The sequence below is a fragment of the Nonomuraea sp. NPDC003201 genome (assembly GCF_053590415.1).
Window position 1 is genome coordinate 19,111 of the sequence record NZ_JBSFTC010000064.1, and the last position, 26,291, is coordinate 45,401.

28 protein-coding genes and 1 pseudogene are annotated in these 26,291 nt (G+C 70.4%); 13 read left to right on the top strand and 16 right to left on the bottom strand.

Going from position 1 to position 26,291, the window contains the following annotated elements:
* Positions 1–29 precede the first annotated feature (29 nt).
* Positions 30–602, top strand: coding sequence for a TetR/AcrR family transcriptional regulator (locus ACWDX9_RS23270; RefSeq protein ID WP_449957238.1), 573 nt, complete (start codon positions 30–32; stop codon positions 600–602).
* A gap of 845 nt (positions 603–1,447) precedes the next feature.
* Positions 1,448–1,816, top strand: a complete 369-nt coding sequence (locus ACWDX9_RS23275) for an alkaline phosphatase PhoX (RefSeq protein WP_449957240.1) — start codon at positions 1,448–1,450, stop codon at positions 1,814–1,816.
* On the opposite strand, the gene ACWDX9_RS23280 is transcribed toward ACWDX9_RS23275, so the two are convergent.
* Positions 1,803–2,420, bottom strand: coding sequence for a stage II sporulation protein M (locus tag ACWDX9_RS23280; protein WP_449957242.1), 618 nt, complete (start codon positions 2,418–2,420; stop codon positions 1,803–1,805). The genes ACWDX9_RS23275 and ACWDX9_RS23280 overlap by 14 nt on opposite strands.
* A 74-nt stretch (positions 2,421–2,494) precedes the next feature.
* Between ACWDX9_RS23280 and ACWDX9_RS23285 the strand changes: the two genes are divergently transcribed.
* The gene (locus ACWDX9_RS23285; protein WP_449957243.1) at positions 2,495–3,136 is read left to right on the top strand and encodes a TetR/AcrR family transcriptional regulator; all 642 of its coding nucleotides are present in this window, start codon (positions 2,495–2,497) and stop codon (positions 3,134–3,136) included.
* Positions 3,137–3,510: 374 nt separating this feature from the next.
* Positions 3,511–4,461: a tyrosine-type recombinase/integrase gene (locus tag ACWDX9_RS23290; protein ID WP_449957245.1), complete on the top strand. Its 951-nt coding sequence runs from the start codon at positions 3,511–3,513 to the stop codon at positions 4,459–4,461.
* Between the two features lie 520 nt (positions 4,462–4,981).
* Here the strand turns inward: ACWDX9_RS23290 and ACWDX9_RS23295 are convergent.
* The 4 genes from ACWDX9_RS23295 to sigE form a co-directional block, all read right to left on the bottom strand.
* Positions 4,982–5,344: a sec-independent translocase gene (locus ACWDX9_RS23295; RefSeq protein ID WP_449957247.1), complete on the bottom strand. Its 363-nt coding sequence runs from the start codon at positions 5,342–5,344 to the stop codon at positions 4,982–4,984.
* 441 nt (positions 5,345–5,785) lie between these two features.
* Positions 5,786–7,522 (bottom strand): trypsin-like peptidase domain-containing protein, encoded by a 1,737-nt coding sequence (locus tag ACWDX9_RS23300; RefSeq protein ID WP_449957249.1) that lies wholly within the window; start codon positions 7,520–7,522, stop codon positions 5,786–5,788.
* A gap of 179 nt (positions 7,523–7,701) precedes the next feature.
* Positions 7,702–8,226: an anti-sigma factor family protein gene (locus tag ACWDX9_RS23305; RefSeq protein ID WP_350725489.1), complete on the bottom strand. Its 525-nt coding sequence runs from the start codon at positions 8,224–8,226 to the stop codon at positions 7,702–7,704.
* The gene (gene sigE / locus ACWDX9_RS23310; protein WP_350725491.1) at positions 8,226–8,858 is read right to left on the bottom strand and encodes an RNA polymerase sigma factor SigE; all 633 of its coding nucleotides are present in this window, start codon (positions 8,856–8,858) and stop codon (positions 8,226–8,228) included. The genes ACWDX9_RS23305 and sigE overlap by 1 nt, the downstream gene beginning before the upstream one ends.
* Before the next feature lie 173 nt (positions 8,859–9,031).
* On the opposite strand from sigE, the gene ACWDX9_RS23315 reads away from it, so the two are divergent.
* Positions 9,032–9,670, top strand: coding sequence for an O-methyltransferase (locus ACWDX9_RS23315; protein ID WP_350725493.1), 639 nt, complete (start codon positions 9,032–9,034; stop codon positions 9,668–9,670).
* Positions 9,671–9,751: 81 nt separating this feature from the next.
* Here the strand turns inward: ACWDX9_RS23315 and ACWDX9_RS23320 are convergent, their stop codons facing one another.
* Together ACWDX9_RS23320 and ACWDX9_RS23325 are read right to left on the bottom strand one after the other, a co-directional pair.
* The gene (locus ACWDX9_RS23320; protein WP_449957252.1) at positions 9,752–11,155 is read right to left on the bottom strand and encodes a leucyl aminopeptidase; all 1,404 of its coding nucleotides are present in this window, start codon (positions 11,153–11,155) and stop codon (positions 9,752–9,754) included.
* Positions 11,156–11,233: 78 nt separating this feature from the next.
* Positions 11,234–11,401, bottom strand: a complete 168-nt coding sequence (locus tag ACWDX9_RS23325) for a DUF3117 domain-containing protein (RefSeq protein ID WP_020545024.1) — start codon at positions 11,399–11,401, stop codon at positions 11,234–11,236.
* 160 nt (positions 11,402–11,561) lie between these two features.
* On the opposite strand from ACWDX9_RS23325, the gene ACWDX9_RS23330 reads away from it, so the two are divergent.
* The 3 genes from ACWDX9_RS23330 to ACWDX9_RS23340 are packed head-to-tail and all read left to right on the top strand — an operon-like array spanning position 11,562 to position 15,462.
* Positions 11,562–12,359, top strand: coding sequence for a PaaX family transcriptional regulator (locus tag ACWDX9_RS23330; protein WP_355197185.1), 798 nt, complete (start codon positions 11,562–11,564; stop codon positions 12,357–12,359).
* Positions 12,356–13,132 (top strand): enoyl-CoA hydratase-related protein, encoded by a 777-nt coding sequence (locus ACWDX9_RS23335; protein WP_449957254.1) that lies wholly within the window; start codon positions 12,356–12,358, stop codon positions 13,130–13,132. The genes ACWDX9_RS23330 and ACWDX9_RS23335 overlap by 4 nt, the downstream gene beginning before the upstream one ends.
* Complete coding sequence (locus ACWDX9_RS23340) at positions 13,129–15,462, top strand: polysaccharide lyase 8 family protein (protein ID WP_449957255.1); 2,334 nt, start codon at positions 13,129–13,131, stop codon at positions 15,460–15,462. The genes ACWDX9_RS23335 and ACWDX9_RS23340 overlap by 4 nt, the downstream gene beginning before the upstream one ends.
* Here ACWDX9_RS23340 and ACWDX9_RS23345 read toward each other — a convergent pair.
* The 6 genes from ACWDX9_RS23345 to ACWDX9_RS23370 form a co-directional block, all read right to left on the bottom strand.
* Positions 15,422–15,943, bottom strand: coding sequence for a DNA-3-methyladenine glycosylase I (locus ACWDX9_RS23345; RefSeq protein ID WP_449957273.1), 522 nt, complete (start codon positions 15,941–15,943; stop codon positions 15,422–15,424). The genes ACWDX9_RS23340 and ACWDX9_RS23345 overlap by 41 nt on opposite strands.
* A gap of 29 nt (positions 15,944–15,972) precedes the next feature.
* Positions 15,973–16,728: a hypothetical protein gene (locus ACWDX9_RS23350; RefSeq protein ID WP_449957257.1), complete on the bottom strand. Its 756-nt coding sequence runs from the start codon at positions 16,726–16,728 to the stop codon at positions 15,973–15,975.
* Between the two features lie 82 nt (positions 16,729–16,810).
* Positions 16,811–17,395: an LOG family protein gene (locus ACWDX9_RS23355; protein WP_350725504.1), complete on the bottom strand. Its 585-nt coding sequence runs from the start codon at positions 17,393–17,395 to the stop codon at positions 16,811–16,813.
* Positions 17,396–17,406: 11 nt separating this feature from the next.
* Entirely contained in the window at positions 17,407–18,204 is a 798-nt protein-coding gene (locus tag ACWDX9_RS23360) for an LOG family protein (protein ID WP_449957259.1), read from the bottom strand.
* Between the two features lie 202 nt (positions 18,205–18,406).
* On the bottom strand, positions 18,407–19,462 hold the full coding sequence (dapE, locus tag ACWDX9_RS23365) for a succinyl-diaminopimelate desuccinylase (RefSeq protein ID WP_449957261.1): 1,056 nt from the start codon (positions 19,460–19,462) through the stop codon (positions 18,407–18,409).
* Complete coding sequence (locus ACWDX9_RS23370) at positions 19,462–20,295, bottom strand: 2,3,4,5-tetrahydropyridine-2,6-dicarboxylate N-succinyltransferase (RefSeq protein WP_449893569.1); 834 nt, start codon at positions 20,293–20,295, stop codon at positions 19,462–19,464. The genes dapE and ACWDX9_RS23370 overlap by 1 nt, the downstream gene beginning before the upstream one ends.
* A gap of 38 nt (positions 20,296–20,333) precedes the next feature.
* Between ACWDX9_RS23370 and ACWDX9_RS23375 the strand changes: the two genes are divergently transcribed.
* Positions 20,334–21,155 (top strand): hypothetical protein, encoded by an 822-nt coding sequence (locus tag ACWDX9_RS23375; protein ID WP_449957262.1) that lies wholly within the window; start codon positions 20,334–20,336, stop codon positions 21,153–21,155.
* A 6-nt stretch (positions 21,156–21,161) separates the two neighbouring features.
* Here the strand turns inward: ACWDX9_RS23375 and ACWDX9_RS23380 are convergent, their stop codons facing one another.
* The 3 genes from ACWDX9_RS23380 to fdxA all read right to left on the bottom strand — a co-directional run bounded on the left by ACWDX9_RS23380 (position 21,162) and on the right by fdxA (position 23,401).
* Positions 21,162–21,818, bottom strand: a complete 657-nt coding sequence (locus ACWDX9_RS23380) for a DUF4178 domain-containing protein (RefSeq protein WP_357733396.1) — start codon at positions 21,816–21,818, stop codon at positions 21,162–21,164.
* A gap of 91 nt (positions 21,819–21,909) precedes the next feature.
* On the bottom strand, positions 21,910–22,980 hold the full coding sequence (gene dapC, locus ACWDX9_RS23385) for a succinyldiaminopimelate transaminase (RefSeq protein WP_449957265.1): 1,071 nt from the start codon (positions 22,978–22,980) through the stop codon (positions 21,910–21,912).
* 94 nt (positions 22,981–23,074) lie between these two features.
* Positions 23,075–23,401, bottom strand: coding sequence for a ferredoxin (gene fdxA, locus ACWDX9_RS23390; protein ID WP_449957267.1), 327 nt, complete (start codon positions 23,399–23,401; stop codon positions 23,075–23,077).
* Between the two features lie 105 nt (positions 23,402–23,506).
* Here fdxA and ACWDX9_RS23395 point away from each other — a divergent pair, with 105 nt between their 5' ends.
* From ACWDX9_RS23395 to ACWDX9_RS23410, 4 genes and pseudogenes are all read left to right on the top strand, one after another.
* On the top strand, positions 23,507–23,737 hold the full coding sequence (locus ACWDX9_RS23395) for a putative acetyltransferase (RefSeq protein WP_364242039.1): 231 nt from the start codon (positions 23,507–23,509) through the stop codon (positions 23,735–23,737).
* A gap of 17 nt (positions 23,738–23,754) precedes the next feature.
* Entirely contained in the window at positions 23,755–24,825 is a 1,071-nt protein-coding gene (locus ACWDX9_RS23400) for an ABC transporter substrate-binding protein (protein WP_449957269.1), read from the top strand.
* 102 nt (positions 24,826–24,927) lie between these two features.
* A complete protein-coding gene (locus ACWDX9_RS23405; RefSeq protein ID WP_449957271.1) occupies positions 24,928–25,704 on the top strand; it encodes a class I SAM-dependent methyltransferase in 777 nt (258 codons plus the stop codon).
* A gap of 115 nt (positions 25,705–25,819) precedes the next feature.
* Positions 25,820–26,291: pseudogene (locus ACWDX9_RS23410) on the top strand (hypothetical protein); the annotation flags it as partial.

Here is a 26,291-nt window from a genome sequence, read left to right on the forward strand (position 1 = left end):
ACAGCTCCTGTTGTCGTACCCTGGTGGGTATGCCGCGATGGGAATCCGACGCACAGGGCCGGCTCGAACGCGCGGCGCTCGAGCTGTTCGAGACGCAGGGGTTCGAGCGCACCTCGGTCGCGCAGATCGCAGGCGCCGCCGGTCTGAAGGAGCGCTCCTTCTATCGCTACTTCCCCGACAAGCGGGAAGTCCTCTTCGCCGGCAACGAACTCGAGGCCCACCTCGTCGCCCAGGTCGAGGCGGCCGACCCGGGCCTCACCCCGATCGAGGTGCTGCTGACCGCGCTGGGAACCGCCGAGGAGATCTTCCGCCCACGCGAGTTCCTGCTGCGCCGGGGAAGAGTGATCGCCGCCAACCCGGCACTGGCCGAGCGCGATCTGATCAAGCTCGCCGACATCGCTGACGCGTTGGCACCGGCGCTCGAGCGCCGCGGCGTCGAGCCCGGCAAAGCACGCTTCATCATCGACGTGGTGCTGGCGATCCACCGGCGCGCCATGCCCCGCTGGCTGGCCGAGCCGGACACCACCCTCGCTCAGCTCATGGCCCAGGCCGTCGCCGAGCTGCGCGAGGCGGTCACACTGCCAGCTCCGACAGTCCGCTGAGTCGATTGTTGCCTGCAGGAACTCGGCTTCACCCGGGATGAGGTCATCGACGCCCTGATCGCGCACGACCAGGGCGGGGCTATCTGCGACAGCGAGCGCTGGCGCCTGGAGGGCTGCGGAGAGCCTGAAGGACTGACGCCCCGCTCACCGACGACGAAGCCAACACGCTGCTGGCCGCCTACGTCCTCCACGGCCACGGTGAATATGACAGCTGGCGGCAGGGCCACCTCGACGCCGAACAAGCACTCAAGGACGACGGCCTGCTCCACAGTCAGAACGGGCCGCACCGCGTCAGCCTGGACGACGCTGTTCGCTTCAGTCTTGACCACCGGCCCAGCGCGCCGGCCGACACCCATGCTGTTGAGCGCGGAGATGGTGTCAGTGAGCCGTGCGGAACAGATGTCAGTGGGAGGGGCGAGACCGCGCTTGGATGGGTAGCAGCACCCCTGGTGATAGACCTTGCTGGAGATTCGCGCCAAGAACTTCACCGAGCATCTGTCCAGGGACCGGTTACGGCGATCCCAAACTCCACACCCGCAGTGTCTTGTCCTCGCTGCCGGATACGGCGATGGTCTTGCGGTCCAGGGGTGCCGACCGCCACCGCCCAGATGAGGTCAGTGTGGCCGGAGGGGCTGGCCGAGCTGTTTTCCGGTGGCCCGAAGGCTTAGCGGAATTTCCGGCCGGATATGACCAGGACCCCAGGTTGTCACCGCGCACATATCTGGAGGACCTGTGGCGACCTCAACGCGGGACGGCGGCTGCTACCGCTGCTTTCCACCCCGCACAAAGGCGGCCGATCCGCGCTGACCTGTAAGTTCCGCTGCGGCGACGCGTGCGCGCACGACGTGGCGAACACCAGTGAGAACGCCTATTTCGGTGACGTGGTGAAGGACGCGCTGTCGCGGCGCGGCGTGCTGCGCGCGGGCGCGCTCGGCGCGGTCGTGGCGGGCGTTGGGGTCGCGGACGCAGCACCGGCCCTCGCCGATGAGCCGGAGGCGGAGGCGGCCGCCGCCAGGGGCGGCTGGCACGGAGGTGGAAGCAGCGACCTGCGTTTCACCGCCGTGCAGCCGAACACGGACGACGCGTTGACCGTTCCGGACGGCTACAAGTCGTCCGTGGTCGTGCGCTGGGGCGACCCGGTGCTGCCCGGCGCGGGTCGTCACGGCGTGAAGCGCCACCCTGGGAGTTGTTCCGCATCGCTCAGCCCTCCGTGAGCAGGGGGACCAGGTAGATCAGCGAGAACGACTCGTAGATCGCCCCGACGACGAGCAACGCCAGGGCGGGCAGGCTCAGTCGGCCGAGCTGCCGCAGCCCGCGGACATACCCCTGACGCCGGTTCACGGCGTCGACGGTCCGGGGCCGGATCCACGCCCGCCCGAGGAGGTAGGCGCCGAGCGCGAGCAGCACGAACGCCTGGAACTCGATCAGGATGGTCAGCGAGTGCGGGATGAGGGCCAGCCAGGCGGCCTCGTTGGCCGGCGCGAGGGTCACACCGACCGTGTACTGGCTGCAGGCGAACCAGGGGATGCCCGCGAACGGCACGATCATCGATGGCAGGACGAGGATGAGCAGGCCGGCCCGCAGCGCGTTGTTGGCGAGGATCGCGAGGGCGAGCAGCCAGGGGTTCTCGAGCAGCGACTGCACCAGGTCCCCCGTGCCGCTGCTCTTCAGGGACTCCACCTGCGCGGCGGCCAGGCTGGGGAAGAGCAGACCCACCCCGAAGCCGACGAGAACCGGGCCGTACACGATCGCGTTCAGGACGAGGTAGGCACCGCGGTTCGCTCGGATGGTCTGGATCACGTGACGAAGGAATCGCATCTTCAGGCCTCCTGATTTATTTAGCGCTGGCATGCCAAATAAGCTAGCACGGCCATGCCAAAACGTGGGTTAGGATGGTTGCCGTGCCCAAGCGAGTCGACCCGGATGCCCGCCGGGAACAGGTCGCCGACGCCGTGATCGACGAGATCGCCGAGCACGGGCTCCGCTCGGTGACTCTCGCCCGGATCGCCACTCGCACTGGCTTGGCCATCGGGAGCATCCGGCACTACTTCGGCGACCACGTCCGCGAGGTCATGCGCTTCACGCTGGGCGTGCTCATGCAGCGCGCCGTGGGCCGCGCCACGACGATGTCCGACGACCCGGTGACGCGGATCGCGGACGTGGTCACCTTCGCCGCGCCGACCAGTGAGCAGGAGCGCAAGGAGAACGCCGCCATTGTCGAGTACCGCGTCATGGCACGCACGGACCCGGAGTTCGCGGCCGACAGCGCTGCGATGTCACTCGCAGCCGCCGAGGTGATCCGCTCGCTGCTGCGCCAGGCGCTGGCCGACCGCGTCGTCGACGAGGAGTCGCTGCACCGCGAGGCGCTCCTGCTGTTCACCCTGATCGAGGGCTTCTCGTTCAGCACGGCACTGCTCTCCGCCCCGCTGCGCGAGGCGGACGTCCGTGCCGTCGTGACGGCGACCATGGAACGCCTGCGCGACGCCTACCCTCCCGCCGAGAACGACGTCGAGGCGGCGGCCGGGGTGCCCTAGGTGGCCGGAGGGTGAGTCGCAGGCCCCGAGTCAGTCGCGTGGTCCGACCGGTCGACTGACTCGACGATCACGGCCGCCGAGTCAGTCGAGCTTCACCCTGGATGAGGTCATCGACGCCCTGATCGCGCACGACCAGGGCGGGGCCATCTGCGACAGCGAGCGCTGGCGCCTGGAGGGCTGCGGAGAGCCTGAAGGACTGCCAGGCCGGCCGATGCCGATTCACGCACGGCCATGCCGACGACCAGACACGGGCAGGGGTTACTAGATAACCTTCGTTATCTGGCAAGATAGCGATCACCGGCATAGCGCGAGCTGGGCCGCCGTCGCCCGGCGCGGACGCTTCGTTTCCCGGTTATCTGGCAACTTCGCGAGTGGTGAAGGTCGGCACGGTGGATCCGGTCATCGCCGAGCAGCTCGGCCGCTCCCACCCGCTCGCCCGCCATCTCGACGACTTCCTCACCGATCTGGCCAACGCCGGGAAGTCGGCGCACACCCGGCGCGCCTACCGCGGCGACCTGATCGCCTTCGCCGCCCACCACGGCGAGGACCTCGCCGAGTTGACCGCCGCACCGGTCCGCGCCTACCTGGCCGAGCTCGCCGGGCTGACGCCGGCCAGTCGCAAGCGCAAGCGCGCCGCCGTCGCCTCCTTCACCAAGTGGGCCGTCCGCCACGATCTCCTGGACGCCAACCCGATGGACCGCATCGACACCGTCAAGGTGCCCAAGAACTTGCCCCGCCCCGCCAGCGCGGCCGACGTGGCCAAGGTGCTGGCGGTGATCTGCTCACGGCGACCGCGCAAAGACGTGCCGCTGGACCGGCTGCGCGACCGGGTGCTGTTCGAGACGGCCTACGTGTGCGGCGCCCGCGCCTCGGAGGTGTGCGGCCTGTACGTCGAGGACCTCGATCTGCGCCTGGACGACGAACACGTCCGCATCCACGGCAAGGGCGGCAGCGTCCGCACCGTCCTGCTCGACGACCGCGGCTACGTCGCCCTGCTCAAGCTCTACCTGGCCCGCGCCGGCTACTCCGCCGGGCCGTTGTTCCGCGCCTCGATCAACGGCCGCGGCGGGCCGCTGTCGTACGACGCCGCCCATCACCGTTGGCAGAGCTACTGCGCCGCCGCACGCGTCGAGATCGACATCCACCAGCTACGCCACGCCCACGCCACCGAGCTCGTCAACGCCGGGGTGTCCATCGAGGCCGTACGGCGGCGCCTCGGCCACGCCTCAACCGAAACGACGCAGCTGTACGCGCTGTTGGACGACAAGGTCGCCGACGCCGAGATCCGCGCCGCCCGTCGGCGTCGGGACCGCGTGAACCGATGATCGTTGCGAATTGCTCGCCTTGATCGGAAAGTTCCGCACCCCGCTCCGCGTCAGCCTGGACGACGCTGTTCGCTTCAGTCTTGACCACCGGCCCAGCGCGCCGGCCGACACCCATGCACCGCGAGACGGCTTCCGGGCAGCACGCCACCCGGCTTCGCCTCCAGAGCGCAGTGACTGACTGTCACCCTCACTGACATCAACTTGTCGCGAGCCACTGCCAAGAACCTGTCGTTTCCACTGACAGAAACTCGTCGCTCAACACCGACGTGAGTGGCCGGCCTTCCAGGGGAACGCTCACCGGCTTCCCCGGCGCGCCGCCGTAACGGGCAGGCGTCACCGGCTGGGTGGTCAACAGCGTTGACCAGGCGCGCCCGAACGGGCGTGGAGGACCCTCAGAGGGCCATATGAGCGCTCGTGGGCGACGCCGGCCCCAGGGGACGGGCGACGGGTTGTTTGAGCCCTCGTGTGCCGTCCGGGGCGCGGCACGCCGTATGGACGGCGACGAGCCTTCCCCGGCCCGTCAGGTCGCCTCTGAGTCGTAAGGGGGAATCTCCCCGTAGCCGAGCTCGTCCACCGGCTCGGGCGAGTACGGAGCCGTCGTGGCGGGCTCCAGCTCCCGAGGCTTGTCGTTCCAGTCGTCCTCGAGGTCGTCGAGCAAGTGCTTGCGGACGAAGTTCCTCGGGTTGAGGTCGGCGGGGTCGAAATTGGAGAACTCCGGGCCCAGCCCGGAACGCAGGTCGTCACGCGCGTTGTTCGCCATCCGGCGCAGGTTGCGCAGCGTCTTGCCTGCCTGAGATGCGGCCTGAGGCAGCTTGTCGGGACCGAAGACGAGCAGCGCGATGACGATCAGCGCTCCGATCTCCATCCACCCGAGTCCGAACACCGTGAGCTCCTACCGCAGTCCAATCACTCCGAGGACAACCCCGGCCTATCCACAGACTAAGGGCTCCCGGGGGTAGGTCGGTCGTCCCCCCTCGGTCATATCACCGACATTCCCCGCATGCACCCCTCCGGCCCTGGTCAACGCGTCTGCCACCCAGCCGGTCGCACCGTCCGTTACGGCGGCGCGGCCGGGAAGCCGGTAAGCGTCTCCCTGGAGGGCCGGTCACCCGGGTCGGCGGGTGGTGCCTGCCGTGCGCAGCCGTAAAAACCCGAAGGACGGACACCACCGACGGCGCGGATGATGTTCACCGTGCGCAGCCGTAAAAACCCGAAGGACGGATACCACCGACGGCGCGGATGATGTTCGCCGTGCGTAGTCGCAAAAGCCGAAGGACGGACACCAAACCACCCGAGGGGCCGTCGCGAAGGACGGCCGGGCGGATCAGGACGGCGTCGGGGTGGGCTCGTTGTCGGCGACGACGGTCAAGGTAGCGGTGCGTTCTTGGCCGGCGCGCTGGTACTTGATGGTGATCTTGGCGCCCGGCGCCTTGCTGCGGATCAGGGCGATCAGCTCGTTCCCGTCCTGCAGGGCCAGCCCGTCCATCTCCAGGATGACGTCGCCCGCCTTCAGCCCGGCCTTGTCCGCCGGCCCGTTGACGTCCACCGGCTGGCGGCCGCCGCTGGGGGACGACGCGATCTTCACGCCCTGGCCCTTGTAGTCCTTGTCCAGGACGATGCCGATCCTGGGCCGCTTGGCCTTGCCGGTGGTGATCAGCTCTTCGGCCACGCGCCGCGTCTGGTTGACGGGGATCGCGAAGCCCAGGCCGATGCTGCCGCTCTGGCTGTTCACCGAGCGGCCGAGGGTGGCGATGGCCGAGTTCACGCCGACGACCTCGCCCTTGCCGTTCACCAGCGGGCCGCCCGAGTTGCCCGGGTTGATGGCCGCGTCCGTCTGGATGGCGCTGATGTAGGCGGGCTCCTCCGTGCCGGAGCCCGTCTCGTCGCCCGCGATGACCGGGCGGTTGAGCGAGCTGACGATGCCCGTGGTCACCGTGCCCGTGAGGCCCAGCGGGGAGCCGATCGCGATGACCGGGTCGCCGACCACGACCTGGTCGGAGTTGCCGAGGGTGATCTCCGGCGTCCCGAACGTGTCCTCGGGCTTGATCACGGCCAGGTCCGAGCCGGGGTCGCGGCCCACGATCTTGCCCGGGGTGGTCTTGCGGTTGTTGAACATGATCCGGATCTCGCCGCCCTTGGCGGCCAGCGCGACGACGTGGTTGTTGGTCACCACGTAGCCGTTCTTGATCAGGAAGCCGGACCCGGTCGCGCCCTCGGTGGTGGTGCCGGCCTCGATCGAGACCACGCTGGGCAGCACCCGTGCGGCCACGCCGGCCACCGATCCGGGCTCCCGGTTGGCGGCGCCGCCGGTCGGCAGGGGGCCGAGGCTGTAGCCGGGGTCGTTGCCGTCACTCGGCTTGGTGAGCAGGTAGGTGCCGACGCTGCCGAGCAGCGAGGCCACCAGGGCGATGGCCACGGCGGTCGAGACGAGCAGGACCGTGCCCGGCCCGCGCCTGCCCCCCGAGGAGCCCGCGTCCGAGCCGGGAGGCGGCGGCGCCCAGCCCGCGCCCATGGGAAGCGCCTGACGGGGCGGTGGCGGCGGCGTGTTGCCGCCGGTGGGACCGGACGGGGACGGGCCGCCGAACAGCGGGCTCTCGTAGGCACGCGTCCCGTTGTCCGGCCCGCCGCCATACGTCGGACCGCTCCCATAGGACGGACCGCTGCCGTAGGACGGAGCGCTCCCATACGAGGGGCCGCTCCCGTAGGAGGGACCGGTGCTCTCGTAGGAAGGGCTTCCGAACGAGGAGCCGCTGTCGTAGGAGGCGCTGAACGACGGGCCATTGCCCTCGTGACTGTACGAGGGGCTCTCGTAGGAGCTCGGGGAGCCGAACGAGGGGCTGGTGAACGTGGGAGCGCCGGAGGTCGGGCCACCGTACGGGGGGACACCCGAAGAGGGGCGACCCGACGGGTCGCCCCAAGAGGTGCCGAACGAGGCGGGCGGCTCAGGCAACCGGCCGGCCTGGTCAGGCGAGTCGTCCGCGGGCAGGAAGTCCGGCCGCCCCTGTGGTTCGGGGTAGTCCGACGGCGTGCGTCCTTCGGTGGGGCGCGTCTCGTCGGTCATCTAAGTCTCACCACTCCTTGGCTCGGCCACCGCAATCCTCGCTCTTGCGGCATACGAGGGTCATAAAGCATTTGTCAGGAATCGCTTGTGACAAATCCCGAACCCAGATCGTATGCCCAGCGCGCTGCCAAGTACGCCAAGTCCAAGTCTCCCAGGCATAACCGGAGGTCAACCCCAGGTCAAGGAGTGGCTGTCGAAGGCGCGCCCGCCGGCGAGGTGCGCGGCTGCTGGAACAGCTCCACCGGCGGCGCCGGGTTGTTCTGTCCGACGCCGGTGGCCGCGAAGAAGGTGCCGAGCGCGACGGCCGCGGAGACCACCCCTACGGCCACGTAGGTCGAACGCCGCCTACCGCCGCGACCAGGGCCCGAGGCCCCACCAGTGGCGTCCCTCCGCGGGCGGTTGTCCAGCGGAGCGATGGTGTGCGGCCCAGGGATGGGCACCCCGCCGAAGGTGCGGGACGGAAAAGGGCGCTCCCTCGGCGGCAGCGGGCCGCCCGGCTCCGCCATCCGGAGCAGGGACATCGTCAGATCGGCCGGCATCGCCGGCCCCTCCAGGGAGCGCAGGCGCGACTTCAGCGCCCGCACCGACTCGACCTCTTGCCGACAGTCGGCACAGAAGGTCAGATGAGCCAGCGCGCGCTCGCGCTCGGTGTGGTTGAGTTCGCCGTCCACGAGCGCGGACACGCGTTCTCCAAGATGAGCCATCAGAATTCCTCCCCACGGATCACGGTCGGGGGGAGTTGAGAATTACGGGGGGCTCGATGATCGAGTGCCTCCCGCAACTGCGCCCGGCCACGGTGAATACGGCTTCGGACCGTACCCAGCTTGACGCCGAGCGTGGCCGCGATCTCCTCGTAAGAAAGGCCCTCGATGTCACACAGCACGATCGCGGCCCGGAACTCGGGGGCGAGCGCGTCGAGGGCGGCCTGGATGTCGGGCTCCAGGTGGGCGTCGTCGAACGCCTGCGCCGGGGACGGCTCACGGCCACGCAGCCGCTCGGCGGCGTCGTCGGCCAGCCCCTCGAACCTGATGCGCTGCTTGCGCCGCGCCATGTCGAGGAACAGGTTCGTCGTGATCCGGTGCAGCCACCCCTCGAACGTGCCAGGGGTGTAGCTCGACAGCGACCTGAAGACGCGGACGAAGACCTCCTGGGTGAGGTCTTCCGCGTCGTGGACATTGCCGGTCAGCCGGTATGCCAGCCGATACACGCGTGCGGAGTGAGTCCGCACCACTTCCTCCCATGTGGGAGGTGTCCAATCAGACGACACGGGAGCATCCGCCTGGTGGTCGCTTTCGTCCACCAGAACTCCTCTCTTTGGGACCACCGCTACCGCCATAGTGCCTGGTTTCGTCCCTTCGTGCGCACTGCCTGCCTTCCGGACCGGCAAAGCCCGTTTAAACCTGCAACGCCTTAGGTCCCTCCTGAGTTCCCGTCCTGGCGTGTCTCCCCTAGGCTGCGATCGGTGCCAATCTCGAGGACCAATCGCACGAAAGCGGGGGGAGGCGGCCGATGACCAACCCGGTGGAGGCCACTCTGGCCTATGCGGAGCAGTTCCATCAGGAAGATGAGCTCCTGCACACGGCGCGACAGCGCGGGCTGGAGATGGGGGCCACGCCCATCCTTCCCGGAGGCGGGGCGGCACTGTGCTTCCTCGCCACCGCCGTCAACGCCAAATCCGTCGTCGAGATCGGCACGGGCTGCGGCGTCTCGGGGCTGTGGCTGCTGCGCGGCATGCGTACGGACGGGACGCTCACGAGCGTGGACGTCGAGCCCGAGCACCAGCGACTGGCCAGACAGGCGTTCGCGGAGGCGGGCTTCTCCGGCGGGCGGGTGCGGCTCATCTCGGGCCGGGCGCTCGACGTGCTGCCGCGGCTGTCGGACGGCGGCTACGACATGGTGTTCGCCGACGGCGCGAGGCAGGAGTACGCCGACTACCTCGCCGAGGCGGTCCGCCTGCTGCGCGTGGGCGGCATCGTGGCCTTCGGCAACATGCTGTGGCACAACCGGGTGGCCGACCCCGCGCAACGCGACACCGACACGGTGGCGCTGCGCGAGGTGGGCAAGCTGGTGCAGTCGGACGACCGCCTGCGCTCGGTGCTCATGCCGCTGGGCGACGGCCTGCTGGCCGCCATCAAGATCGCCGACTAGCCGCAGGCGAGTCGCTCCGGCGGAGCGCCGCCCGCGCGAGCCGGCCGGCCCCGGTGGGCCGCCCAGTCGCGAGCGAATCGGCTAGGCGCGGGTGAGCCACTCCAGCAGGAGGCGGACGCCGAATCCCGTGGCGCCCTTGGTCAGCGTGCCCTCGTCCACCGTGCTGCGCCCGACGCCGGCGATGTCGAGGTGCGCCCACGGCCGCCGCCCCGCGAACTCCCGCAGGAACAGCGCCGCCGTGATCGACCCGGCCCCGAACCTGGACCCGGCCTCGACGTTGGCCAGGTCGGCGATCGACGACTCCAGCGCGGGCGTGTAGTCCTCGATCAGCGGCATCCGCCACAGCCGGTCGTCGCTCACCTGCCCGGCGTCCAGGAGCCGCTTGGCCAGCACGTCGTCGGAGGCGTAGACGGCGCCGACGTTGCGGCCGAGCGCCACCGTGATCGCCCCGGTGAGGGTGGCGATGTCCACGACCTCGTCGGGGTCGAGGACGGCGTCGGCGTAGGCGAGGGCGTCGGCCAGCACCAGCCGGCCCTCGGCGTCGGTGTTGAGCACCTCGACCGTGCGCCCGCCGTAATGCTTGATCACGTCGCTGGGCCGCTGCGCCGTGCCCGAGGGCATGTTCTCGGCGGAGGCGATCAGCCCGGTGACCCGTACGGGAGCGCCCAGCTCGGCCAGCGCGCCGAGCACGGCGATCACCACCGCGCCGCCCGCCATGTCGGTCTTCTGGGTCTTCATGTTCTCGTTGGGCTTGAGCGACAGCCCGCCCGAGTCGAACGTGATCCCCTTGCCCACCAGCACCACGTGCCGGTCGGTGGGCTCGGCGGGGGTGTAGGAGAGCTGGATGAGCCGGGGCGGGCTGGCCGAGCCCCTGCCGACCGCGAGGATGCCGCCGAACCCGTCGGCCTGCAGCTGCTCCTCGTCCCAGATCCGCGCGGGCACCCCGACCTCGGCGGCCCGCTCGGCCAGCCACGCGGGGTTCTTGACGGAGGAAGGCGTGTTGGCCAGGTCGCGGGCGAGCGCCACCGCCTGCGCCACGACCTGCGCGCGCCGCACCTGCGCCGCGTCCGCGCCCGCGAAGGCCAGCGCCCGCACCGGTTTCTTGCCCCCGTTGCCGATCTTGAACGAGTACGCCGCGAGCAGCGCCGCCTCGGCGAACGCCGCCACGTCGCCCTCAGGCGCGACCACGGTCAGCGTGTCCCTGCCCTTGGCTCTGCGGGCGAGCGCGGCGCCGGCCTTGCGCAGGGCACGCGGCGAGCCGTCGCCCACTCCGTAGAGCAGGACGCGGCCGACACCGCCGCCCCTGGCCACGGGAACCTCGACGATCTCCCCCGCCTCCCCCTTGGCCTCGTAGTGGGCCAGCAGGTCGGACACCGGCAGGTGCAGCTCGACCTCGGGGCTGAGAGTGGAGTCAAAGGGAACGGCCAGCAGCTCGGCTCCGTCGGGAACCTGGGCGACCACCGACGCAGTGGTCTCGATGGGCACGGATACTCTCCTCGAACGTCAGCGACCCTGGCGCCGGATTACGCCAGGGTCGTGGAAAAGGTGGTCTCTCGGGAGCTCTCAGCCGACGACGTTCTTCAACGCCTCGCCGAGCGCCTTCGCCTCGTCGGCGGAAATCTCCACGACGAGCCGGCCGCCACCCTCCAGGGGGACCCGCATGACAATGCCGCGCCCTTCCTTGGTGACCTCGAGCGGACCATCGCCGGTCCGCGGCTTCATCGCCGCCATGCGTGCATCCCTTCCTGCCTTGGGCTCCCGCGGCCCGCGATTTCCGACCGCCCGTGAGGGGTGGTCGGCGCATTCACGTCTTCTGTGATGTCCTATTCTCCCGCATCGAGAGCGCTCATGGGTAACGATCTCCTCCCAGAATGCGTTGTCGAGCCGTGCGATGGCGTCCAAACTGGACTTCGTGCACGCTCGCGCCGCTCTGTTCGATCTCTATGGAGACCACCTGCGCTCGCGCGGTGGACAGGCGTCCGTCGCCTCGCTCGTAAGGCTCATGAAACCCCTGGAAATAGCCCCTCCCGCCGTCCGCACCGCTGTGTCACGAATGGTGCGCCAAGGGTGGCTGCGGCCGGTGAAACTGCCGCAGGGAGCCGGCTACGGGCTGACCCCGAAATGCGGCCGGCGCCTGGACGAGGCCGCGCTCAGAATTTACCGAGCCGGGACTCTGACCTGGCACGGCCGGTGGCACGTGATCGTCTTCGCGCCGGTGAAGGAGCGGCCGCGCAGGGAGCGGCTCAGGGCCGACCTGGCCTTCCTCGGGTACGCGTCCTTGTCCGAGACGACGTGGATCGGTCCACGATCCTCGATCGAGCTGGACAACCTGCTCGACGGCGAGGGGGTGCGGGCCGACAGGTTCGACTCGGCGCTGGAGGGCGACCCGCGGGAGCTGGTGGCCAGGGCGTGGGATCTGACCGCCATCGGCGAGGCGTACGAGCACTGGCTCGCCGAGGCTGTCACGCTGATCAGCACGCTGCCCGAGAGAGCACCGGCTGACCAGGTGTTCGCCACCAGGAGCAGGCTCGTGCACGGCTGGCGCAACTTCCTGTTCCGCGACCCGGGCCTGCCGCCCGAACTGCTGCCGGCCGGCTGGCCGGGCGAGAAGGCCAGGGCGTACTTCGAGCAGGAGGCCGCCCGGCTGCTGCCCGCGGCCGCCGCGTTCGTCGAGAGGGAGTTACTTTGATCCGCTATGACGTGGCCGACACGGTCGCCACCATCACGCTCGACCGCCCCGACGCCATGAACTCGCTGACCACCGAGACCAAGGACGCGCTCCTCGACGCGCTGCGCCGCGCGGCGGGCGACCCCGCGATCAGGGCCGTGCTGCTGACCGGCTCGGGCCGGGCCTTCTGCGCGGGCCAGGATCTGCGCGAGCACGCCGGCAACCTGGAGGCGGGCCGCGGCCTGGCCGACACCGTCCGCGTGCACTACAACCCGATCGTGGAGCTGATCACCACCATGGCCAAGCCGGTGGTGGCCGCGGTCAACGGCGTCGCCGCGGGCGCGGGCGCGTCCCTGGCCTTCGCCTGCGACCTGCGGGTGGCCTCGGAGAAGGCGAAGTTCGCGCTGGCGTTCGCCGGCATCGGCCTGGCGCCCGACTCGGGCGCCTCCTGGACGCTGCAGCGCCTGGTCGGCCGGGGCCGCGCGGCCGAGCTGCTGCTGCTCGGCGAGCCGCTCGACGCGGCCCGCGCGCTGGAGCTGGGCCTGGTCACGCGCGTGGTGCCCGCCGACGACGTCCTGAAGACCGCCCACGAGCTGGCCGTACGCCTCGCGCAGGGCCCGACCCTCGCCTACGCCGCCACCAAGCGGGCGCTGGCCTACGCCGCGACCCACTCGCTGCCCGACTCGCTCGCCATGGAGGCCGACCTCCAGGACGAATGCGCCGCCACCCTGGATCACCTGAACGCCACCCGCGCCTTCCTCGCCAAGGAACGCCCGACGTTCCGCGCCGAGTGACGTCCGCACCGGACCCGGCCGCACCGGACCCGGCCACGCAGAACCCGACCGCGCAGAACCCGGCCACGCAGGAGACGGCCACGCAGGAGGCCGCCGCCGGAGGCGGGCCCGCGTTCGACGTTCTCCGCGCGGGCGCGCTCGGCCTGCTCACCGGCGGCGGGATCGACGTCTCCGATCCGGTCTACGCCGGGCCGCTGGCCAGGCTGAGCGAGGCCGCAGGCGGCCTGCTGGCCTCGATGGCGCCCGGAACGCTCTGGCCGGACCTGCCGCCGGCCGGCGGCCCCGGCAACGTCACGGGCAGCTACGGACGCCTTCGGCGGATCGCCACGGCCTGGGCCACGCCCGGCACCGCGCAGCACGGCGACGACGCCGTCGCGGCCCGGGTGGTGGACGCGCTCGACGTGCTCCACGAGCGCCACTACAACGAGCGGCTCCCCGAGACGGGCAACTGGTGGTTCTGGGAGATCGGCACGCCCGCCCACCTGAGCCGGTTGTGCGTGCTGCTCGGCGACCGGCTCGACGCGGCCAGGCTCGACGCCTACCTGACCGCGGTGGACCGGTTCTGCCCGGACGCCGACCGCCGGGCCGGCAACCCGCAGGCGGGCGAGAGCGGCGCCAACCGGGCCGACAAGGCCTCCATCCTCGCCTTCCGCGGCATCGCGGGACGCAGCGCGGACAAGCTGGCGCTGGCCCGCGACGGCCTGTCGGACGTGCGCGACGGCGGGCTCAGGAGCGTCTTCCGCCACGTCGAGTCCGGCGACGGCTTCTACCGCGACGGGTCGTTCATCCAGCACGAGTGCGTCGCGTACACCGGCTCCTACGGCCTGTCGCTGATCATCGCGGTCGCCGAGGCGCTCGCGCTCCTGGACGGTTCGCCGTGGCAGGTCCGCGATCCGGGCCTGCCCGTGGTCCTGGACGCGGTCGAGCGGTCGTACGCGCCGTTCGTCCACGACGGGCTGCTGATGGACACGGTCAGGGGGCGGGCGGCCACGCGGCAGGCGTTCTCCGACGCCGTGGCCGGCCATGGCCTGATCGGCGCCGTCCTGCTGCTGGCCCAGAGCGCGCCGGAGCCGTACGCCGGCCGCTTCCGGGAGCTGGCCAAGGGGTGGATCGAGCGCGGCAAGGCCCACCCCTACCTGGAGCACGCGGACGTGCCGGAGACCCGGCGGGCGGTCGCGGTGCTGCGCGACCTGGACGTCGAGGCCGCGCCCGGACCCGTCGGGCACTTCGTGTTCCCCTCGATGGACCGGATCGTGCACCGGCGGCCCACCTGGTCGTTCGCGCTCAGCCTCTCGTCGCGCCGCATCGCCGCGTACGAGGCGATCAACGGCGAGAACCTGCACGGCTGGTACACCGGCGACGGCATGACCTACCTCTACACGAGCGACCTGGGCCAGTTCGGGGAGGGCTTCTGGCCGACGGTGGATCCGTACCGGCTGCCCGGGACCACCGTCGACGACCGCGAGCGCGCGGACCTCTCCTTCCGCGCCCACTGCCCGCCCGGCGCGTGGGTCGGCGGCGCGGTGCTCGACGGCCGGTACGGGGCCGCCGTGATGGAGCTGGCGAGCGAGGGCGCGAGCCTGCGGGCGCGCAAGTCGTGGTTCTTCCTCGACGCAGCCGTGGTGGCGCTCGGCAGCGGCATCACCGGCTCGGACGGGCGCGGGGTGGTGACCGTGGTGGAGAACCGGGCCACGGACGCGCGGCCGCACGTCGGCGACGGCTGGGCGCACCTGCCCGGAGTCGCGGGCTACGTGCTGGACGGCGCTCAGTGCGCCGTGGAGACGCGTACGGGCAGGTGGCGCGACATCAACGCGGGCGACGACACCGGCGGCGCCGTCGAGCCCGTCACGCGGCGCTATGCGAGCCTCTGGATCGACCACGGCGTCGACCCCGTGAACGCCTCCTACGCGTACACGGTGCTGCCGGGCGCGACGCGCGAGCGGACCCGCAGGTACCGCGGGCGGCGTCCCGTGCGGGTGGCCGCCAACACCGCCGAGCTGCAGGCCGTGCGGGCGCGGGGGCTGCTCGCGGCCGGGTTCTGGACGGCCGGGACCGTCGGGGAGATCGCGGTGGACGCGCCGTGCGTGGTGATCGTGCGGCGCGCCGGCGGGCGGGTGGCCGTGGCGGTGGCCGACCCGAGCCGGACGGTGGACGTCGTGACGATCACGTTCGGCCACCCGCTGGGCGGGCTCATCAGGGCCGACGACACCGTCACGGCGCGGGCCGGGGAGACGACCGCCGTGACCGTCGAGCTCGGCGGGTCACTCGGCGCGACCCACACCTTCGAGCTCAGCGCGAACGGGCCACGCAGCCCTCGATGTGATCGTTGACCAGGCCGATGGCCTGCATCAACGCGTAGGCCGTGGTCGGGCCGACGAACCTGAAGCCGTGCTTCTTCAGCTCTTTGGCCAGCGCCTTGGAGCCGGGCGTGATGGCGGGCACGTCGGCCATGCTCTTCGGCGCGGGGGCCTCCGGGTCGGCGTAGCGCCACACCAGGTCCGACAGGCCCTCGGAAAGGTCCATGGCGGCCCTGGCGTTGCCGACCACGGCCTCGATCTTGGCCCGGTTGCGCACGATGCCCTCGTCGCCGAGCAGGCGCTCCACGTCCTGCTCGGTGTACGCGGCCACCTTGACGATCGAGAACCGGTCGAAGGCCGCGCGGAAGTTCTCCCGCTTGCGCAGGATCGTCAGCCATGACAGGCCCGACTGGAACGCCTCCAGGGCCACGCGCTCGAAGACCGCGTCGTCGCCCGTGAGCGGGCGGCCCCACTCGTCGTCGTGGTAGGCGATGTAGGCAGCGTTGCCCGCCATGCCCGTCCAGGAGCACCGGATCAGCTCGGTCACGGGCGCCCGTCCCCATCCTTGGCCAGCGGCGCGGCCTGAGCGGTCTCCGCGCCGTCCTTGGACTCGTCCACCGAGTCGGAGACCTCGCCGGCTTCGACGGTCTCGTCGAGCTTCTCGTCCGGTTTCTCATCGACGGAGGGCTCCACAACGGCGGCGGCCTCCTCGGCCGCTGTGCTTTCGGCCGCTGGGGCCTCGCCGTCGGGAGACTCCGCCTCGGCCTGCTCGTCCGGAGCGGCCTCCGGGGCCGGCTCGCCGTCGCCCGGCGGGATCCGCCACTCCGGGTCCTCCGGCGCCCGCCGCAGGTCCGGCGTGCCGTCCCAGGACACCGTGGCGCCGCTCACCTCCACGGGATCGCCGGACTCCGGCAGCTCGCGCGCCACCGCCGGGGCTTCTGGGGCGTGGTCGGTACGCAGCCCCGCCCCCGGCGCGGCGTAGATCTCCTGGCGCGCGTGCAACCGGCTCGACAGCAGCTCGGAGACCCGCTGCTCCAGCACCGCGATCCGCGTGTCACGCGCGCTGATCGCGTTGGCGGCCCTGCGCAGGGTCTCGTCGACGCTCGCCGTGTGATAGCCGACCAGATTGACCGGAAGCTGGAGCGCCATGAAGTCGACCGCCGTCAACTGTCCGGGCTCGGGCAGGTCGAGAGGCGGCACATCGGGCGGGAACTCGGTCAGCTCACCGCCCCTACCGAGGGAGACCAAGACCACACACGCCAAGATGGCGATGGCGGCGATGGCGAGAATGACCAGCACATTGGCATCGTACTCACACCATCGGGGCATGAGGTCCCGCACTTGCCGCAGTCCGTGCGTCTCCGGGCGATGAGCGCGCCGGTCAGCCGACCGCCTCGCCGAGTTCGGCGACGCTGGGCCGGACCGGTTGCGGACGCGCCTCCAGGTGGGCGAACGCCTCCTCCACCGTGGAGGTCCACGAGATCGCGTCGAAGACGTCGGGCCGGGTGAAGCCCTCGTCGTACAGGTGGTTCATCAGCTGCTTGAGCGGGTCGTACAGACCCCAGGGGTCGAGGATCACCAGGGGCCGGTCGTGGATGCCGAGCACCCGCGCGGTCCAGATCTCGAAGAGCTCCTCCAGCGTGCCGATGCCGCCGGGCAGCACGAGGAACGCGTCGGAGCGGGCGTCCATGATCCCCTTGCGCTCGCGCATGTCGGTGGTGACGATCAGCTCGTCCGACTCCTCGTCCGCCACCTCGACGTCCACCAGCACCTGCGGGATCACGCCGATCGTGCGGCCGCCGCCCGCGCGGACGGCCGAGCCGACCGCGCCCATGCAGGAGACCGTGGCGCCGCCGCTCACCAGGGTGTGACCCCGCTTGGCGAGCTCGGCGCCCACGTGTCCGGCCAGATCGATGTACTTCTTGTCGATGTTCAGGCTGGAGGCGCAGTAGACGCAGATATTCACATCCAGGAAGCCTACTGGGGCTCGGCGAACTGGGCCGCGGCGGCTTCCAGCTCCTCTTCGCGCTGCCTGGAGCGGGCCAGGTCGGCGTCCACGATGATGCGCACGGCCTCGTCCACGTCGTCGGTGACGGTGATCAGGTCGAGGTCCTGGGCGGCGATCTTGCCGGTGCCGAGCAGGGTGCTCTTGATCCAGTCGAGCAGCCCGCCCCAGAACTCCGAGCCCATCAGGACCACGGGGAAGGAGGTGACCTTGTGGGTCTGCACCAGCGTCAGCGCCTCGAACAGCTCGTCCAGCGTGCCGAAACCGCCGGGCAGGGCGATGAAGCCGCACGAGTACTTGACGAACATCGTCTTGCGCACGAAGAAGTAGCGGAACTCGATGCCGAGGTCGACATAGTCGTTCATGCTCTGCTCGAACGGGAGCTCGATGCCGAGCCCGACCGACATCGCGCCGTCCACCTCGCTCGCACCGCGGTTGGCGGCCTCCATGACGCCCGGGCCTCCGCCCGTGATGACCGCGTAGCCCGCCTCGGCCAGCGCCCGGCCGAGCGCGCGGCCCTGCTGGTAGTCGGGCGCCCCATCCGCGGTGCGCGCCGAGCCGAAGACCGTGACCGCCGGCGGCAGCTCGGCGAGCTGGCCGAAGCCCTCCACGAACTCGGCCTGGATCCGCAGCACCCGCCACGGGTCCATGTGGACCCAGTCAGAGGACCCCTGGCGGGCGAGCAGGCGCTGGTCGTGCGTGGAGCTGGGCACCAGGCGGCCGCGTACGACCGCCTGGCCCTGACGGCGTTCAGGACGAGACTGTTCCATGGTGGTCACGCTAGCCCTCTTCAGGCGAGATGGGCGTCCTGAGCGCGAACACCGCAGGTCAGACCGGTGAACCCAGGCTCCAAAAAAAACTTGGAAAAACCAGGGAACCGTATTTCGACCCCCCTGCGTCTAACTGCACGAGGGTGCTGCTCGGGACTGAAAGTGGTCTTCCCCGCCAAATGGCCGGCGAGGAAGGCCACTTTCATATTGTGAGCCAGTTGAGCATGGCCCGCTCGCTCTCGACGATCTTCGACAGCGACACGTACTCGCCCTGCTGGTGCGCCAGGTTCGGATCCCCGGGACCGTAGTTCACGGCGGGCACCCCCAGCGCGGAGAAGCGGGCGACGTCCGTCCAGCCCAGCTTGGCGCGCGGCGTGCCGCCGACCGCCTCGGCGAAGGCCGCCGCCACCGGGTGCGTCAGCCCCGGCCTGGCCCCGGGCGCGGCGTCGACGAAGCTCACCTCGAACCCGTCGAAGACCTCGCGTACGTGCTCCTGCGCCTGCTCGATCGTCAGGTCGGGCGCGAACCGGTAGTTGACGGACACCACGCACAGGTCGGGGATGACGTTGCCCGCGACCCCGCCCCGGACGCCGACCGCGTTCAGGCCCTCGTGGTATTCGAGGCCGTCGACCACCGGCAGCCGCGCCTCGTACGCGTTCAGCCTGGCCAGGACCGGCTCGATCCCGTGAATGGCGTTGACCCCGAACCACGACCTGGCGCTGTGGGCCCGCTTGCCCCTGACGGTGACCTCGGCGCGCAGCGTGCCCTGGCAGCCGCCCTCGATCGTCCCGTCGGTCGGCTCCATGAGCACCGCGAAGTCGGCCGCCAGCCAGTCGGGATGGTCCCTGGCCACGCGGTTGAGGCCGTTGCGCTCGGCCTCGACCTCCTCGCAGTCGTAGAAGACGTACGTGACGTCCTTGTTCGGAGCGGGGACGGTGGCCGCCAGCTTGAGCGCGACCGCCACGCCGGCCTTCATGTCGGACGTGCCGCACCCGTAGAGGAGGTCGCCCTCCACCCGGCTGGGCAGGTTGCCGGCGATGGGGACGGTGTCGAGGTGCCCGGCGATCAGCACCCGCTCGGACCGGCCCAGCTCGGTGCGGGCCACGACCGTCTCGCCCGACCTGTCGACCTTGAGGTGCGGCAGCGCGGACAGCGCCCGCTCGACCGCGTCGGCCAGCGCCCGCTCGTCGCCGCTCACCGACTCGATGTCCACGATCGCCGCGGTCAGCGCGCGTACGTCCTGTGTGAGATCAAGCATCAGGTGTTCACTCCGTGTTCGCGCAGCACGTCGTTGAGCGCCGCCTTGTCGTGTCGCTGCCCCGGCTCCAGGCGCTTGAGCACCAGCACGCACGGCAGGCCGAACGTGCCGCCGGGGAACTCCTTCTGCCGGGTGCCGCCGACGGCCACGCACCACGCGGGGACGTGGCCGCGGGCCAGCTCCTCGCCGGTCTGCACGTCGATCACCGGGATCGAGCCGGACAGGATCGTTCCGGCGCCGACGACCGCGCCCTCGCCGACCCGGGCTCCTTCGACGATCATCGAGCGGCTGCCGATCAGCGCGCCGTCCCCGACGACGACCGGCACGGCGTTGGGCGGCTCCAGCACGCCGCCGATGCCCGCCCCGCCCGAGAGGTGGACGTTCTTCCCGATCTGCGCGCACGAGCCGACGGTGGCCCAGGTGTCCACCATCGTCCCCTCGTCCACGTACGCGCCGATGTTCGTGAACGACGGCATCAGCACCACCCCGGGCGCCAGGTACGAGCCCCAGCGGGCGATCGCGCCGGGCACCACGCGCACGCCGTCGAGCGAGCTCTTGAGCGGGACCCGGTCGTGGTGCTGGAAGTCGCCCACCTGCGAGCGCGCCATGCCGAGCACCTTGAAGCTGAGCAGGATGGCCCGTTTGGCGCGTTCGTCCACGACCACCTCGCCACCCTCCAGGCGCGCGGCCCTGGCCTCGCCCCTGTCGAGCAGGTCGACGGCGCCGACGATCAGCCGGCGCGCCTCGGCGTCGGCCGGCGACAGCTCCGTCCGGCGCTCCCACAACTCGTCCACCACCGGGGAAATCGGTGAGGTGGTGCTCACGTCACTCATGGCCACGGAGCTTATCCGCCACGGGTAGGTTCTTCAGGGTGCGCCTGCGCTTCTCCCGTGGAGTCATCACCATCGCGATCATCGTCGTCGTGCTCGCCGTGGGCATCTCCGTGGGCCTCTTCCACCTGCTGAAGAAGACCAAGCCGCTGGCGGTGGAGCCGGAGCCGCACTGCACCGTGCGCACCCCGCTCGGCGAGCGCGAGCTCGACTTCGAGCAGGCCGAGATCTCCGCCACCATCGCGGCCGTCGCGGCCCGCCGCCGGCTGCCCGAACGGGCCGTCGTGATCGCGTTCGCCACGGCGCTGCAGGAATCCAAGGTCTACAACCTCGACTACGGCGACCGTGACTCGGTGGGCGTGTTCCAGCAGCGGGAGTCGCAGGGCTGGGGCACCAAGAAGCAGCTCATGGACCCCGTCTACGCCACGAACAAGTTCTTCGCCGCGCTGGAGAAGGTCAAGAACTACCGCAAGCTCCCGGTGGCCGAAGCGGCCCAGGAGGTGCAGCGCTCGGCGGGCGGCTACGCGTACGCGCAGCACGAGCCGGAGGCCAAACTGCTGGCCGCCGCCTTCACCGGGCGTGTCCCGCGCGCCGTCCACTGCTGGTACCCGCCGGGCAAGAAGACCCCGGCGCCGCAGCCCCGCACCGCCGAGGCCCGCAAGCAGCTGGCCAGGGCGCTCGGCAGCACGGCTGTCACCTCGGAGCGGCGCGGCTGGCTGATCTCCGCCTGGCTGGTGTCCTACTCGCAGAAGTACGCGCTGCGCCAGGTCGGGTACGCGGGGGCGACGTGGAAGAACGACGTCAAGCTCGAGAACTGGCAGACCGGCGGCAAGGCCGGCACCACCCAGGTCGAGCTCTCCTGAGCAGGGTCAGGAGGCGCGGCGGACGATGGTGATGGAGCCCGGCGGCAGGGGCTGGGCGTAACTGGCCGTCCACGACTGCCCCTGGATGCGTTCGAACGACAGCAACCGCCCGTCCGAGGCGCGATAGTCCGCGAAGTCCAGCAGGCCCCGGTCGGGATGGCCGGTGTCGCCCTCGCTCCGGAACGCCGCCGTGCCCCGCTCGATCGGGGAGAACTCCACGCCCTCCATCACCAGCGTGCTCTTGGCCGGGACCATCCCCTGCGTGGGCACGTCCGTCCAGAGCTGAACCTCCAGATGGGGCGAATCACCCTCGTGCGCCTCGACCGACAGCCACTGGAAGCGGCGGGCGCTGTCCCGCAGGAGGTATTCGACCCACTGCTGCCCCTGCCAGGACACGAACAACGCGCCGAGCACCCGGCGGGGAGATCCATGCACCTCGATCCGGTCGCCGACCCGGATCGTGCGAGGGTCGGTGTAGTCGGTGCCGGCATGCCCGGGCGCGCTCACCGGCGCCGGCAGCGGGGTCTCGATGGGGGCGACCTCGACCGGCGGCGCGCTCGTACGGCCCTTCCTGTCCTGCCGCATGGTGGCCAGAAAAGCCCCAAGCAACAGAAGGACGGTGGCGATGCTCAGCCCGAGTACGACCATGGAGGTCATGCTCATCGATCAGCTCGCTCCACTCGCGGTCTGCCTCGGCAAAAGCCCTTATCAATTTATGCGGGTCAGCCGGATTGCCCGGCTATGACGCGCGATCCTACTGGAGGCGGCGCACCGCCGCACCGATCCGCTCATCAGTCGCGGTAACCGCGATGCGGATGTGCCGCTCACCTGCCGATCCGTAGAACTCGCCGGGCGCGACCAAAATGCCGATTTCGGAAAGCTTCCCGACCTGATCCCAGGCGCTCTGCCCGTTCGACGCCCAGAAGTAGAGCCCGGCCGTCGAATGGTCGATGTGCCATCCCGCCCGCTCCAGCGCGGGCCGCAGCAGGGCACGGCGGGCGGCGTACCGCTCGCGCTGCAGGTCGGCGTGCTCGTCGTCGCCGAACGCGACCGTCATGGCGGCCTGTACGGGCTGGGGCATGATCATGCCGGCGTGCTTGCGCGTCTCCAGCAGTCGCTTGACCAGGACGGGATCTCCCGTCACGAACCCGGCGCGGTAGCCGGCCAGGTTGGAGCGCTTGGAGAGCGAGTGAACCGCGAGCAGCCCTTCGTGGGAGCCGCCGCAGACGTCGGGATGGAGGATCGAGATCGGCTCCTCTTCCCAGCCGAGCTCGATGTAGCACTCGTCGGAGGCCACGACGGCGCCGCGCTCACGGGCCCAGGAGACCACCTTGCGCAGGTGTTCGGCGGGCAGCACCCGGCCCGTGGGGTTGCCCGGGGAGTTGACCCAGATGAGGTCGACGCGCTCGGGGCCGAGCGCGAGCGTGCTGTCGGAGGCCGTGCCCACCGCTCCGGCCAGCCGGGCGCCCACGTCGTAGGTGGGGTAGGCCAGCTCGGGGAAGACCACCCGCCCGGCGCCCAGGTAGGTGGGCAGCCAGGCGACGAACTCCTTGGAGCCGATCAGCGGGAGCACGTCCTGCTGGTCGACGGAGACGCCGTGCCTGCGCCGCAGCCACCCGGCCGCCGCCTCGCGCAACGCCTTGGTGCCGTGCGTGAAGGGGTAGCCGGGGCTGTCGGCCGCCCCCGCGAGAGCGTCCTGGACGACCTGCGGCACGGGATCGACGGGTGTGCCGATCGAGAGATCGACGATGCCGTCGGGATGTGCGAGCGCGCGCTCCTTGTACGGCTCCAGCCGGTCCCAGGGGAAGTCGGGCAACTTGTTCACGGTTCTCCAGGGTTGTGCGTGCCGTACTCAAAAAGCGCACGCCGACGGGGCGCATCCGGCCCGGATGCCCCCGTACCCGGCGTGTCAGGATCGGCTAGTGGTCCTCACCCTGCGGCGGCAGGGCGGCGACCACCGGGTGGTCCTTGGCGATCTTCCCGACCTTCGAGGCGCCACCGGGCGAGCCGAGGTCCTCGAAGAAGTCCACGTTCGCCTTGTAGAAGTCCTTCCACTGCTCGGGAAGGTCGTCCTCATAGAAAATCGCCTCGACGGGGCATACAGGCTCACACGCGCCGCAGTCCACGCACTCGTCGGGGTGGATGTAAAGCATGCGCTCGCCCTCGTAGATGCAATCGACGGGGCACTCCTCGATGCACGCCTTGTCCAGGACGTCCACGCAAGGCTGCGCGATGACGTAGGTCACCTCGAGCTCCTTCTTCTCCGCACCATGGCATGTCTCTGACCGCGGTTTGCTACGCCCTAGTATTGCCGTGCTTGCCAGCTGGCCGAAACGGAGGGTGGCAAAGTCGTGGCCGCACGTCTCATCATCGCGATCACAAATCAGGATATAGGCGCACGCATCACCACCCGTAGGCGCGTTCCCGGGGGATTTCGAGATGCGGTGGGCATCCTCGTGTCGTGGGAGGACGGACTACTCAAAGTTCGCAAACGAGACGGCACTGTGGTGGAGATCCCGGAGGAGACGCTGGTGGCCGCCAAGGTCGTTCCGGCCGCGCCTCCTCGACCTGAACGAATGTAACGGTAAGTATTCGTTGTGTGACCGTACGTACCTGCGCCGCCGCAGCAGCCATCCTCGCCAGCGCCGGATGCGGCGCGTCGTCCACCCACTCCACCTCTTCCCAGCCCAAGAACCTGCCGCCGATCAACGTCCAGGCGAGCTCCATGAAGGCCGGCTTCGCCACCATGGACCGGCTGGTCGAGGCCGCCAAGCGTGAGGGCAGGCTCAACGTGATCGCGCTGCCCCACGACTGGGTCAACTACGGCGAGATCATCGAGACGTTCGCCGACAAGTACGGGCTCAAGGTCAACGAACTGGAGCCGACCGCCGGCAGCAAGCGCGAGCTCGACGCCGCCGCGCAGCTCAAGCCCGACGTCTTCGACCTGACCCTGGACGTGGCCGTCTCCGGGGCCGACCGGTTCGCCCCGTACAAGGTGCAGGGCTGGCAGGACCTGCCCGACGACGTCAAGGACCCGTCCGGCGCCTGGTACGCCGCCTACGGCGGCTTCATGTCCATCGGGTACGACCCGCGCGAGGTCAAGCCCCCGGCCTCCTTCGCCGACCTGCTCAATCCCGGCTACCGGGTCGCGCTCGACGGCGACCCGCTGCGCTCGGACGGGGCGTTCGACGGCGTGATGGCCGCCTCCATGCGCTCGGGCGTGCCGCAGCCGTCGCAGGGGGTGGCGCTGTTCGCCAAGCTCAAGCAGGCCGGGCGGCTCACCGACCTGGCCAAGGCCAACACGGTCATCGCCTGGGACCACCTGAACGCGGCCCGCAGCGCCGCCCACTCCGACACGTGGAAGGTCACGATCCCCAAGGACGCGCCGCTCGGCGGCTTCCACATGCAGGCCATCAGCAAGGCGGCCCCGCATCCGGCCGCGGCCCGCCTCTGGCAGGAGTTCCTGTTCTCGAACGAGGGCCAGAACCTCTTCCAGAAGGGTTTCGCCCGCCCGGCGCGCAGTGAGGCGATGCTCATGAAGGGCACGCTCGACGCCGAGCAGGCCGCGAAACTTCCCAAGGCTCCGGGCCCGCCGGTCCTCATGACAATCCCGCAGGCAGACGCGGCGAAGGCGTATCTCAGCCGGGAATGGACGAAGAGTGTCGGATGAGTCCGATGTGACTTGATATGTCGTAGGGACGTTCAGGCTCTAAAGTGAGCAGACAGCACGGCCAGGGGGGCCCGTTGTCTGATCGAATGTGAGCTGATCGTCTTGCGATATGACACACCGAGCTTGGAGCGGTGGAACAGTCGCGCCTACGACAGCAGCTTCGGCTACGTCTCCACGCAGGGCGCGCCGCTGGTCGACCTGCTGGATCCGCGGCCCGGCGAGCGGGTGCTCGACCTCGGCTGCGGCACGGGCGTGCTCACCTCGCAGATCGCCTTCAGGGGCGCGGACGTGCTGGGCATCGACGGCTCCCCCGCGATGATCGAGAAGGCCATCGCGCAGTACCCGGGGATCAACTTCATCGTCGGCGACGGGCACGACTTCAACGTCGTGAACCCGTACGACGCGGTGTTCTCCAACGCGGCGCTGCACTGGATGAGCCGCGACCCCGGGCTGGTGATCGCGCGCGTGCGCGAGGCGCTGACGCCCGGCGGGCGTTTCGTCGCCGAAATGGGCGGGGCCGGCAACTGCGCCGAGCTGACCGCCGCGATGCTGACGGCCTGGCGCGAGTACGGCCTGCGCGAACCCGATCTTCCGTGGTACTTTCCCTCGCCCGCCGAGTACGCCCGCCGCCTCGAGCAGGAAGGGTTCGTGGTCAGGCTGCTGGAATACTTCGACCGGCCGACCCCCCTGGACGAGTGCCCCGGCGGGGCCGCCGACTGGGTGCGCATGTTCGCCTCGTCGGTGCTCGAAGGACTCCCGCCGGAGATCGTGGAGCCCCTGCTTCATCGTGTGAACGAGTTGGCCGCGCCCGCGCTTCGCAGGGAGACTGGCTGGATGGCCGACTACGTGCGTCTACGCTTTGCCGCTGTTCGGCGTTGATGCGTTGTACATGATGCGTAGGGCTGATTTGCCGGACTATGGTCTGTTCCGTGGGCGGCGAGATTATGGCTGCACCGCTGCGGCGGCGGCGTGAGGGGCTGGTGAACGGAACGGGATGAACTTCTGCCTGAGCGACCTCGTACCACCGTTGAGGTGGAGCGACGCCACGACGATCACGCTGCTCACCGGGCAGCCGGAGCTGCCCGACGCGTGGTGGCGCAGTCTGCCCATGCCACACGTCCTGGCGGCCATCGGCCCCGAGTCGTTGGGCGAGCTGCTGACGGAGATCGCCCTGGAGCACTGGCCCGCGGCGGCGGTGGGTGACGTCCTGCCGGCGCTGTACGTGCTGGACCCGGAGGAGGCCGACGAGCCCGCCGTCGCGATCGCCCTCGACCGGGCCGGATCGTGGGCCGGGCTGCTGAAGCTGACCAGCAGGGAGCTGGTGGACCAGCCCTTCATCCAGGCCCGGCCGGTGCTGAACACGCTGTTCTCGGCGGTCCTGGTACGCCTGGCGCACCCGCGGGCGGCCGAGCCCGCGCACCCGGCGCCGGTTCCCGCCGCGAGCGAGCAGGCGGCGCCGGCCGAGC